Below are 10,212 nucleotides of genomic sequence, written 5' to 3' on the forward strand. Positions count from 1 at the left end.
GCGACCGTCGGCGGCGATCAGATAGGCGCGGCGATTGGTCGTGCCCCAGTCGATCGCGATGTAAGCGCCGTCGCTGGGAACGGCGTGGTCAGGGTTAGGGGCAGGCGGCAAATCAGGAACCCTCTCTTGGCCGGGCGATTTGTAAGACAATACCAGCCCCGCCGCAAGTCAGGCCGAGCGGGAAAGCAGCCGTTCGGTATCCTCATGCGCCTGATCGATCAGCTTGATCGTGGCATCGCGCGCGGCGGCGGTGTCGCGGTTGGCGATCGCCTCGAACAGCAGGCGGTGTTGCGGCATGGAATCGCGGGGCCGGTGGCTGCCGCGATGCTTGAACAGGGTGGTCCAGCGGACGGCGGCGCCGATGCTGCCGGCGAGGCTGACCAGCAGTTCGTTGTGCGTCGCCTCCAGGATGATGTTGTGGAAATCCTGATCGGCGGCCTGGCCGGTCGCGTTGCCCAGGCCGTGCTGCGCCATGGTCTCCAGCGCATGACCCATGCGGCCCAGTTGGCGCGCATCACGGCCCAGCGCGGCCAGTTCGGCGGCGGCGGGCTCGACGATCATGCGCAACTGGAACAGGCTGCGCACGAAGCCGGCGGGGGGCTCGCCCTCGAACATCCAGGCGAGCAGATCGGGATCGAGCAGGTTCCAGGTCTGGCGTTCGCGCACGCGGGTGCCGGTCTTGGGCTTGCTGAGGACGAGGCCCTTGGCGGCAAGCATGCGGATCGCCTCGCGCACAACGCTGCGCGAGACGCCGCGGCGCTCGGCGATCTCGACCTCGCCGGGCAGGGTACTGCCCGGCGGGTGCTGGCCGGTGACGATCGCGATCCCGATTTCCCGCGCGATCAGCGAATGTGCGGGGCCGCGTCGTTCTTCTTTCAGCATTCAGCCTCCCATCGAGCCCCGGACGTGCGCGCCGGGGCTGGATAAGTCAAACCGCTCCTGAATGTTAGCGGCTCAGCCGGCCAGCTTGTCCTGGGTGCGGGTGTCGAAATCGCCGGCGTCATGGCGTTCGTGAAGCTGCTCGGCAGGATCGCCGAACAGGCGGTTGACCATGCGGCCGCGGATGACGGCGGGGCGGGCGGCGATCTCGTCGGCCCAGCGGCGGACATGGGTGTAGTCGCCGACCGACAGGAACTCGGCGGCGTCGTAAAGCTGGCCGAGGACCAGGCCGCCATACCAGGGCCAGGCGGCCATGTCGGCAATGCTGTAGTCGTCACCGGCCAGGAAGCGCGTTTCGGCCAGTCGGCGGTCGAGCACGTCGAGCTGACGCTTGGCCTCCATCGCGAACCGGTCGATCGCATAGGCGATCTTCGTTGGCGCATAGGCGTAGAAATGGCCGAAACCGCCGCCGACGAAGGGGCCGCTGCCGACCTGCCAGAACAGCCATGACAGGCATTCCGCACGCGCCGGGCCGGAGGCGGGCAGGAAGGCGCCGAACTTTTCGGCAAGATAGGTGAGGATCGCCCCGGATTCGAACAGGCGGACGGGCTCCGGCCCGCTGCGATCCATGAGTGCGGGGATCTTGGAGTTCGGGTTCACCGCGACGAAGCCGCTGCCGAACTGGTCGCCATCGTTGATGCGGATCGGCCAGGCATCATATTCGGCACCGGTATGGCCGAGCGCCAGCAGCTCCTCCAGCATGATCGTCACCTTCACGCCGTTGGGCGTGGCGAGCGAATAGAGTTGCAGGGGATGCTCCCCGATCGGCAGGTCCTTGTCATGGGTGGGGCCGGCGACGGGGCGGTTGATGCTGGCGAAGCGGCCGCCATTGTCCTTGTTCCATTCCCAGACGCGAGGCGGCACATAATCGGTCATCACAAGGGTCTCCGCGAAGCAAAGGTCTGCCCGGAGGTAGCCGTGATCGCGGTATTTACAAGCGGCGGCCGAACCGATCGGGGGCGAGCCGGGTGAGGTCGACGGGCGGCGTCGTACCAGACGCCAGCGCTGCAATAGCCTCGGCGGTGATGGGGGCGAGGGTCAGGCCGAGATGGTTGTGGCCAAAGGCGCACAGGATGCCCGCCGCGGCGCCGATCGCGGGAAGATAGTCGGGCAGGGTGGGCCGGGCGCCCATCCAGCTTTCCGCATCCGCCATGGGCAGGCCGAGTGCGGCGGCGTGGCCCCGCAGGCGCGCCCATTTGCGCGGATCGGGTGCGGCGGCGTGGCCGGCGAACTCGACGAAACTGGCGGCGCGCAGGCCGCTTTCGAAGCGGGTGACGATCATCGACCGATCCTCGAACACGACCGGAGGAAGGTCGGCGGGCCAGTCGATACCGGGTGGGGACTGAAGGTGATAGCCACGTTCGGCGATGATCGGCACTTTCACCCCATGCGGGCGCAGCAAAGCGGCCGAACCGGTGCCGGCGGCGAGAACGACCCGGTCGGCGGTCAGGCGTGTGCCGTCGGCCAGCGTGGCGGAGCCGGCGTCGATCGCGGTGACGGTGGCGATCCGCTCCGTCCCACCCGCCGCCAGAAAGGCCGCGCGTACGGTGCTGGCGAGGCGGCCGGGATCGGCGACCTGCCCGCTGCCGATGAAGCGGATGCCGCCGGCCAGCGGGGCGGCGATATGGTGGCGCAACGCGCTCAACTCGCCCTCTGCCAGCGGGGTGAACCGGGTGGTGCCGATGTCGGCGGCCCGCCATGCGGCGAGACCGGCGGCGGCGCTTTCGGGCGTTTCCCAGACCACGATATGGCCGTCCTCGCGCAGCAGGTCGGGCGCGCCGATGTCAGCGACGTAGCGACGCCACGCCGGCATCGCCTGGGCAAGCAGGCCGGACAGCGCGGTGCGGCCCTGTTCGAAGCGCGCCGGGGCCGCGGCACGGGTGAGGCGAAGCGCGAAGGGCAGCCAATGCGCGATCTGGCCTGGCGGAAGAGCCAGCGCGCCGCCGCGCAGGAACAGGCGGCGCGCGGCGCTGCGTACCATGCGGGGCGAGGCGATGGGCTCGGCCTGTTCGGTGGCGATGTGTCCCGCATTGCCCCACGAGGCGGCGCGTGTTGCGGCGGATGCCTCGACCAAGGTTACAGCCGACCCAAGCCGCTGTAACGCCAAGGCACAGCTAAGGCCGATCACGCCGCCGCCGATGACCAGAATCGTTCGGGGTGCTTCAACAGAATGGTTGCGCATACCGTGGGTTATACCGTATACGGATGCCATTCAAGGAGTAAGACGTGAACGCAACACCTAAGCTCTGGCACGGCGTCTATCCGGCGGCCACCACCCAGTTCACCGATGCGCTGGACATCGATCACGACGCCACGCAGGGCGTGCAAAGCGCGCTGGTGGATGACGGCGTGACCGGCCTGATCATATTGGGCACCTGCGGCGAGAACAACTCGCTGGAACCGGACGAAAAGCGCGCGGTGCTGAAGGGCGCCAAGGAAGCGGTGAACGGCCGCGTGCCGCTGGTTGCAGGTGTGTCGGAGATGACCACGGCACGCGCCGTGGCGTTCGCGCGCGATGCGGAGGCCATCGGTGTCGATGCGCTGATGCTGCTGCCCGCGATGGTTTATGTGCCCAAGCCCGCCGAACTGGTCGCGCATTGCCGCGCAGTCGCGGAGGCGACCGGCCTGCCGATCATGTTGTACAACAACCCGCCCGCCTACCGGGTGTCGTTCGACTGGGAGACGCTGGACGCGCTGGTCGATGTGCCGAACGTGGTCGCGGTCAAGGAAAGCGCGCCCGATCCGCGCCGCTTCACCGACGTGATCAACCGTTATGGCGACCGGTATACGCTGATGGCGGGGCTGGACGACGTCGCGCTGGAGGGACTGTTGCTGGGCGCGACCGGCTGGGTATCCGGCTTGACGAGCGCTTTCCCGCAGGAATCGGTGGCGCTGGTCGCGGCGGTCGACCGCGGCGACTGGACCGCGGCGCGCGAAATCTATCGCTGGTTCATGCCGCTGCTCCATCTGGATGCCGAGCATGACCTGGTGCAGTCGATCAAGCTGGCAGAACAGATCATGGGCCGCGGGTCCGAGCGGGTGCGCATGCCGCGCCTGCCGCTGGAGGGCGAGCGCCGCGCCGAGGTGATCGCCATGGTGGAAAAGGCGGCGGCGACGCGGCCGACGCTGGCGAGCGCCTGACGGCCACGATGCGCCACACCTTCTTCTGCATCGACGGGCATACCGCGGGCAACCCGGTGCGCCTGGTGGCGGGAGGGGCGCCGCTGCTGCGCGGCGCCTCCATGGCGGAGCGGCGGCTGGACTTCCTGGAGCGGTTCGACTGGATCCGCACCGGGCTGTGCTTCGAGCCGCGCGGGCATGACATGATGTCGGGCGGGTTCCTGTACCCGCCCTGCCTGCCCGACAGCGACGCCGCGATCCTGTTCATCGAAACGAGCGGATGCCTGCCGATGTGCGGGCATGGCACGATCGGGATGATCACCTTCGGCCTGGAGCATGGCCTGATCACCCCGCGCGAGCCCGGCCGGCTGCGGGTTGAGGTGCCGGCGGGCGTGATCGACATCGAATATGCGGTGGAAGGTCCCAAGGTCACGTCCGTGCGCATCCGCAACGTACCCGCCTATCTGGCGGCGGAGGGGATCGCCATCGACGTGCCGGGCTTCGGCCCGCTCAACGTCGATGTCGCCTATGGCGGCAATTATTATGCGATCGTCGAGCCGCAGGGGGCTTACACCTCGCTCGACGATCTGGGCGCGTCGCGGCTGGTGGAGTTGAGCCGCACGATCCGCGAGCTGGTGCGCGCCAAGTTCGAGCCGGTTCATCCGCTGGAACCCTCGATCCGGGGGGTCAGCCATGTGCTGTGGGCGGATAAGCCTTCGGCCGAGGATGCCGATGGTCGCAACGCGGTATTCTATGGCGAGCGTGCGATCGATCGCTCCCCTTGCGGAACCGGAACGTCGGCGCGGCTGGCCCATCTGGCCGCCAAGGGCCGGCTGCATGCGGGCGACCGCTTTGTTCACGAAAGCTATATCCGCAGTCGCTTCATCGGGCGGGTCGAGGCGGACACCGTGCTGGGCGACCGGCCCGCGATCATCCCGTCGATCGAGGGATCGGCGGTCGCGACCGGGTTCAACACGATCTGGATCGATCGGGAGGATCCGTTCTGGGCGGGGTTCTCCGTGGTCTGATTCTCGCGCGAAGGCGCGAAGGGGAGAAGGTTTGTTCGCGCGGAGGCGCGGAGGCGCGGAGAGGCAGTGTTGGCCGCATCCGGGTGCGCTCTATCGGCCGGGAGACAAGCCTTCATTCGTTGTTGAGAGATTGAGCCTTCGGCTCGGCGCTTCTCTCCGCGCCTCCGCGCCTCCGCGTGAACAGGTATCTTCGCGTCTTCGCGTGAACTAAGTTTGACCCAGGGTGGTCTGTCGCCTGCGTTGATGAGGGGTTGGCGACGATGGCGGTGTCCGACAGCTCTGTTCGCGGCGAGAATCCAAAAACTTATTCACGCGAAGACGCGAAGGCCAGAAGAAGAAGGTTTGTTCGCGCGGAGGCGCGGAGAGGTAGCGTTGGCCGCGTCCGGGTGCGCTCTTTTGGCGGGGAGACAAGCCTTCACTCGTTGTTGAGGGGCTGAGCCTTCGGCTCGGTGCTTCTCTCCGCGCCCCCGAGCCTCCGCGTGAACAACTTGAGATCAGCCCAGATCGTCGATCGCGGGCTGGGGCGGGGTGAACCAGGCGGCGCCGGTTTCGGTGACGTGGAAATGATCCTCCAGCCGGACGCCGAAGCGGTCGGGCACCACGATCATCGGCTCGTTGGAGAAGCACATGCCGGGGGCAAGCGGCGTGGTGTCGCCGCGGACGAGGTAGGCGGGTTCGTGGATGCTGAGGCCGATGCCGTGGCCGGTGCGGTGCGGCAGGCCGGGCAGGCGGTAATTGGGGCCGAGGCCGGCGCGTTCGAGCACGCGGCGTGCGGCGGCATCGATCGCCTCGCAGGGCGCGCCGGGGCGGACGGCGTCGAAGGCGGCGGCTTGTGCCTCGTGTTCGATGTTCCAGATCGCGCGGATCTCGTCGCCGACGTCGCCAAAGGCGTAGGTGCGGGTGATGTCGGAATGATAGCCGTCCGCGAGGCAGCCGGTGTCGACCAGCACGAGGTCGCCGTCCCGCAGGATGTCGTCTTGCGGCAGGCCGTGGGGGAAGGCGGTGGAGCGGCCGAACTGGACGGCGCAGAAGGTGCTGCCGGTCGAGCCGAGCGCACGGTGGGCGGCGTCGATGAAGCGGATGACTTCGGACGCGCGGATGCCTTCGTGCAGGATGCGCGCCGTGCGCCGGTGAACCTCCAGCGTCATCGCCTTGGCCTGTGACAACAGCGCCAGTTCGGCGGGAGACTTGACCATGCGGCACCCGTCGATCACCGGTCCGCCATCGACGAGCGCGACATGCGGCGCATCGCGGCGGATGCGGTCGACGAACAGGAAGGCGAGCGCGGGATCGATGGCGAGCGTCGTGGCATTTGCCGCACGCAGCGCGTCGGCGACCAGCGCAGAGGGGCGCGCATCCTCTTCCCACAGGCGGACATCGCCGTCGATGCCGATGCCCGCTTCGAACGAGCCGAGTTCAAAGGCGGGGCAGATGAAGATCGGATCGCCCGCGATCGGCAGCAGCATGGCGACGAGCCGCTCCGTCGCGCCCCAGGCGAGGCCGGCGAAATAGCGCAGGCTGGCACCGGCCCCGACGATCAGCATGTCGGCGCCGGTCTGCGCCATCAGCGTGCGGGCACGGTCGATCCGCGCAATGCGCTCTTCACGGGTAATGGCGGGGGCTGGCGACGCCCAAAGCTGCAACGTGTTCAGTTCCGCTGCCGCCGTCGAACCGCCGATACCCGTCATCGTCCCAATCTCCGTTGTTGCGCGACCGTCTTGGCAGAGACGGCGGGGGACTTCCACCGCGACCGCGCGTTGGGGCGGCAGCGACGATGGAGGTGCGGATGCTGTTCGCGGTGATGACGGTGGTGGCGGCGGCTTCAGTGACGCCGGCCGAGAAAACGCCGGCGGCGGCAAGGGAAGTGGTCGAACGCTATTATGCAGCGATCGCCAGCGGGGATTTTTCGCGCGCATACCGGTTGTGGAGCGACAAGGGCCGTGCGAGCGGCAAGACGCTGGCGGGGTTCACCCGTGGCTTTGCGCAGACGGCGGATACGCGGGTGTTCACCACTGCCCCGGTGAACGGGGATGCCGGCGCCGGATCGGTGTTGGTCACCGTGCCGGTGCGGGTCGAGGCGCGGTTGAAAAGCGGCTTGCGCCAGCGCTTTGCCGGAAGCTACGTGCTGCGCCGGGTGAACGACGTTCCCGGCGCGACCGCCGAGCAGTTGCGCTGGCATATCATGTCGGCGCGCCTGATGCCCATCCGCTGATACCAGGTCCAAGGAACTTCCAACCATGCTGCAACACGGCGTGCTGCTGGCCTTTCTGTCGTACAGTGCCTTTGCGCTGAGCGATGCGTCGATCAAGCTGCTGGAAGGGACGATCAACCCGTTTCAACTGGCGTTTACCGGGGCGGTGCTGGGCTTTGCCGCGGTGCCGTTCGCGCGGCGGCGGGGCGAGCGCTGGAGCGATCTGGTACGCTCCAGCCGGCCGGGACCATGGTTCGTACGCGCCGTCGCATCGGGGATCTGCGCGGTATCGAGCGTGGTGGCGTTCACCCGCTTGCCGATGCCCGAGGCGTTCTCGCTGATCTTCCTGATGCCGATCTTCGTCACGATCCTGTCGGTCGTATTGTTGAAGGAGGAGGTAGGCGTGTGGCGGTGGAGCGCGGTGGTGCTGGGGTTCGTCGGCGTGCTGGTGGTGCTGCGCCCCGGGTTCCGCGCGCTGCACCTGGGGCATCTGGCTGCACTGTCGGCCGGGATCACGGCGGCGATCGCGATCGTGATGTTCCGGGTCGCGGGGCCGGGCGAGAAGCGGATCGCGCTCTACGGGGCCGGGTTGATCGGGCCGCTGGTGCTGAACGGGCTGTTGATGATCCCCGGACTGGCGATGCCCGAACCGCGCCAGATGGCGTTCATGGCGAGCTACGGGCTGCTCGCCGCGCTGGGCAACGTGCTGCTGATGTTCGCCGCGCAAGCCTCGCCCGCCAGCCGGATCGCGCCGCCGCAGTATAGCCAGATGATCTGGGCGGTCGCCTTGAGCTACTGGCTGTTCGGGCAGTCGGTGGACGCAGCGACGTTTGTCGGGATCGCGATCATCGTCGCGGCGGGGCTGCTGACCTGGGCGCGCGAGCGGATCAAGGTGCCGGTGTGGCTGCGGCGCATGCCTATGCGGCCGCGCTGACCGCGGCCGCACCCGCCAACCTATCCGTTGTCGCTGAAGCCGGGATAGAGCGTCATGCCGCCATCGACATAGAGGGTGGTGCCGGTGATGTAATCTGCCTCGTCCGAGACGAGCCAGGCGACGGCGCGCGCGACGTCCTCCGGCTCGCCGATGCGGCCATAGGGGATGAGGCGTAGCAGCTTCTCGAGCGCGTCCTTCTCCTCCCATGCCTCGCGGTTGATCGGGGTGCGGATGGCACCGGGCGCGATGGCGTTGATGCGAATGCCCTCCGGCGCGACCTCCTGCGCCAGCGACTTCATCATCATGGCGACGCCGCCCTTGGTTGCGGCATAATTGACGTGGCCGGCCCAGGGGATGATGTCGTGCACCGAGCTCATCGATACGATCACACCGGCCGCGCGGGTGGGGGCGGCGGCGCGGTCCTGAGACCGAAAACGGCGGATCGCTTCGCGGCTGCACAGGAACTGGCCGGTCAGGTTGAGCGAGACGACCGCGTTCCAGTCCGCCAGCGTCATCTCGCCGATCGTCGCATCCTTCTGGATGCCGGCATTGGCGACAAGGATATCGACGCGGCCGAAACGTTCGACGGTGCGGTCGAACATCGCCGTCACCTCCTCCTCCACCGCGACGTCGGCCCGGTGCGCGAAGGCCTGGCCGCCGGCCTGTTCGATCTCCTCCACCAGGGCATCGGCGGACTCCGCGTCGCCGTGATAATTGACCGTCACCCTCGCCCCGCAGGCGGCGAGATGGCGCGCGACGGCATGGCCGATGCCCGAGCTGGCGCCAGTGACGATCGCGCTCGCCCCGTCAAGTTTCGTCATGCTCTGCTATCCCGGTTGCCTGTGTCAGCGGCTACAACACGGGGGCGGGATCCCCGATCCCTTATGGAAACAGATGGGTGACGGTGGCGTCGGGCATCACCGCCTCCACCAGTAGCGAGCGGTGGCAGCCATGGGGTTGCCGCTCGAAGCAGAGCAGCGCGGTCGGGCGTTGCTGCGCCAGATCACGAAGCTGGGCGCCCTGGAAGATTGCCTCCGGCAGTTCGAGTTGACCGGCATAGATGGTGGCGAGGCGGGCATGGTCGAGCTTGCGGGCGGCCTCTCGCCCCTCCGGCGGGGTGCCGAGCGCTTTCAGGCCGATATAGTCGATGCCCGCCTCGCGCAGACCGGCGGCCAGGATGTTCTTGGAAAAGCCGGGGCGACGCGACAGCGGCACGGCGCGGACATCGGCCAGGAGCGTGACGCCGGCGGCCTGCAAGGCGGCGATCAGGTCTGCCTGGGTGGCGCCCTCATAGCCGATGGTGAAGATCTGCATGGACGGGAGATGGGGTCCGGGCCGGGCCCTGTCACCCCTTCCATGCGGCGGGGTCGGCGTCGATCGCGCGGGCGACGGCATCGGCGATGGCGGCATCGTCGGTGGTGGAGGGGTGGGCGTGGCAGCCGGAGAAGGCGAGGTTGTGGACGGGGACGTAGGCGACGCGGGTGTCGCCGGAAGCGCGCAGGCGGGCGTGGACCTGTGCGACCTGTGCCGCGATCTCGCCATCGGCGAGGTCGGTCGACCACAGGATGATGCGCGCCCTGGGATGGCGGGCGCGCAGTGTCTGCACGAAGCGGACATAGGTCTGCTGATAGTCGGCATGGAGAGCATCCCGCGTCTTCCATTTTTCCGGCGGACGCAGCGCGGTGGAGAAGTCGTTGGTGCCGAGCGCGATGACGATCACCTGCGGCGACCAGCCGCGATCATTGGCGGGATGGGCGTGATCCAGCGTGGCGTAGGGATAGGCCTGGGGCAGCGTGTCGGCGGCGAACCCGTTATAGTTGCGCACGATGCCCCGCCCGGAAATCGCATTGACCCGGTAATCGGCATCGTAGCGCGCGCCGAGCAGGCCGGGCACGCCACGCGTCGTGTCGGTGGTCGACCAGACCTGATCCTGGGTGCAGGTGCCCGAAGCGGCGGTGTTGCCATAGCCGACGGTGTGCGAGTCGCCGATGAATTCGATA

General features: G+C 68.1%; 11 protein-coding genes. 4 read left to right on the forward strand and 7 right to left on the reverse strand.

The genetic code is table 11. From position 1 onward, the window contains the following. Positions 1–168: 168 nt before the first annotated feature. The 3 genes from Q0U08_RS13035 to Q0U08_RS13045 all read right to left on the reverse strand — a co-directional run bounded on the left by Q0U08_RS13035 (position 169) and on the right by Q0U08_RS13045 (position 3,151). On the reverse strand, positions 169–882 hold the full coding sequence (locus Q0U08_RS13035) for a FadR/GntR family transcriptional regulator (RefSeq protein ID WP_298091824.1): 714 nt from the start codon (positions 880–882) through the stop codon (positions 169–171). A gap of 72 nt (positions 883–954) precedes the next feature. After that, complete coding sequence (gene yghU / locus Q0U08_RS13040; RefSeq protein WP_298091825.1) at positions 955–1,815, reverse strand: glutathione-dependent disulfide-bond oxidoreductase; 861 nt, start codon at positions 1,813–1,815, stop codon at positions 955–957. A 55-nt stretch (positions 1,816–1,870) separates the two neighbouring features. After that, on the reverse strand, positions 1,871–3,151 hold the full coding sequence (locus tag Q0U08_RS13045; RefSeq protein ID WP_367271130.1) for an NAD(P)/FAD-dependent oxidoreductase: 1,281 nt from the start codon (positions 3,149–3,151) through the stop codon (positions 1,871–1,873). A 14-nt stretch (positions 3,152–3,165) separates the two neighbouring features. Here Q0U08_RS13045 and Q0U08_RS13050 point away from each other — a divergent pair, with 14 nt between their 5' ends. Together Q0U08_RS13050 and Q0U08_RS13055 are read left to right on the forward strand one after the other, a co-directional pair. After that, on the forward strand, positions 3,166–4,080 hold the full coding sequence (locus Q0U08_RS13050; protein WP_298091827.1) for a dihydrodipicolinate synthase family protein: 915 nt from the start codon (positions 3,166–3,168) through the stop codon (positions 4,078–4,080). Positions 4,081–4,088: 8 nt separating this feature from the next. Beyond that, positions 4,089–5,087 (forward strand): 4-hydroxyproline epimerase, encoded by a 999-nt coding sequence (locus Q0U08_RS13055; protein ID WP_298091828.1) that lies wholly within the window; start codon positions 4,089–4,091, stop codon positions 5,085–5,087. Between the two features lie 494 nt (positions 5,088–5,581). On the opposite strand, the gene Q0U08_RS13060 is transcribed toward Q0U08_RS13055, so the two are convergent. Further along, positions 5,582–6,775 (reverse strand): Xaa-Pro peptidase family protein, encoded by a 1,194-nt coding sequence (locus tag Q0U08_RS13060; RefSeq protein ID WP_298091829.1) that lies wholly within the window; start codon positions 6,773–6,775, stop codon positions 5,582–5,584. A 98-nt stretch (positions 6,776–6,873) separates the two neighbouring features. Here Q0U08_RS13060 and Q0U08_RS13065 point away from each other — a divergent pair, with 98 nt between their 5' ends. Both Q0U08_RS13065 and Q0U08_RS13070 read left to right on the forward strand, forming a co-directional pair. Then, on the forward strand, positions 6,874–7,299 hold the full coding sequence (locus tag Q0U08_RS13065; protein WP_298091830.1) for a hypothetical protein: 426 nt from the start codon (positions 6,874–6,876) through the stop codon (positions 7,297–7,299). A gap of 25 nt (positions 7,300–7,324) precedes the next feature. Next, on the forward strand, positions 7,325–8,212 hold the full coding sequence (locus Q0U08_RS13070) for a DMT family transporter (protein ID WP_298091831.1): 888 nt from the start codon (positions 7,325–7,327) through the stop codon (positions 8,210–8,212). Between the two features lie 20 nt (positions 8,213–8,232). On the opposite strand, the gene Q0U08_RS13075 is transcribed toward Q0U08_RS13070, so the two are convergent. The 3 genes from Q0U08_RS13075 to Q0U08_RS13085 form a co-directional block, all read right to left on the reverse strand. After that, positions 8,233–9,033 (reverse strand): SDR family oxidoreductase, encoded by an 801-nt coding sequence (locus Q0U08_RS13075; RefSeq protein WP_298091832.1) that lies wholly within the window; start codon positions 9,031–9,033, stop codon positions 8,233–8,235. A gap of 61 nt (positions 9,034–9,094) precedes the next feature. Next, the gene (locus Q0U08_RS13080; protein WP_298091833.1) at positions 9,095–9,526 is read right to left on the reverse strand and encodes a DUF488 family protein; all 432 of its coding nucleotides are present in this window, start codon (positions 9,524–9,526) and stop codon (positions 9,095–9,097) included. A 31-nt stretch (positions 9,527–9,557) separates the two neighbouring features. Continuing rightward, positions 9,558–10,212, reverse strand: a 655-nt coding sequence (locus tag Q0U08_RS13085; protein WP_298091834.1) for an SGNH/GDSL hydrolase family protein, incomplete at its 5' end; no start/stop codon positions are given.

This window comes from uncultured Sphingomonas sp. (assembly GCF_946477935.1).
Taxonomy (GTDB): domain Bacteria; phylum Pseudomonadota; class Alphaproteobacteria; order Sphingomonadales; family Sphingomonadaceae; genus Sphingomonas.

Excerpts from the sequence above, each read along its gene's own strand:
- Q0U08_RS13035 (WP_298091824.1), bottom strand. The coding sequence starts at position 882 with ATGCTGAAAGAAGAACGACGCGGCCCCGCACATTCGCTGATCGCGCGG.
- yghU (WP_298091825.1), bottom strand. The coding sequence starts at position 1,815 with ATGACCGATTATGTGCCGCCTCGCGTCTGGGAATGGAACAAGGACAAT.
- Q0U08_RS13045 (WP_367271130.1), bottom strand. The coding sequence starts at position 3,151 with ATGGCATCCGTATACGGTATAACCCACGGTATGCGCAACCATTCTGTT.
- Q0U08_RS13055 (WP_298091828.1), top strand. The coding sequence starts at position 4,089 with ATGCGCCACACCTTCTTCTGCATCGACGGGCATACCGCGGGCAACCCG.
- Q0U08_RS13060 (WP_298091829.1), bottom strand. The coding sequence starts at position 6,775 with ATGACGGGTATCGGCGGTTCGACGGCGGCAGCGGAACTGAACACGTTG.
- Q0U08_RS13065 (WP_298091830.1), top strand. The coding sequence starts at position 6,874 with ATGCTGTTCGCGGTGATGACGGTGGTGGCGGCGGCTTCAGTGACGCCG.
- Q0U08_RS13070 (WP_298091831.1), top strand. The coding sequence starts at position 7,325 with ATGCTGCAACACGGCGTGCTGCTGGCCTTTCTGTCGTACAGTGCCTTT.
- Q0U08_RS13075 (WP_298091832.1), bottom strand. The coding sequence starts at position 9,033 with ATGACGAAACTTGACGGGGCGAGCGCGATCGTCACTGGCGCCAGCTCG.
- Q0U08_RS13080 (WP_298091833.1), bottom strand. The coding sequence starts at position 9,526 with ATGCAGATCTTCACCATCGGCTATGAGGGCGCCACCCAGGCAGACCTG.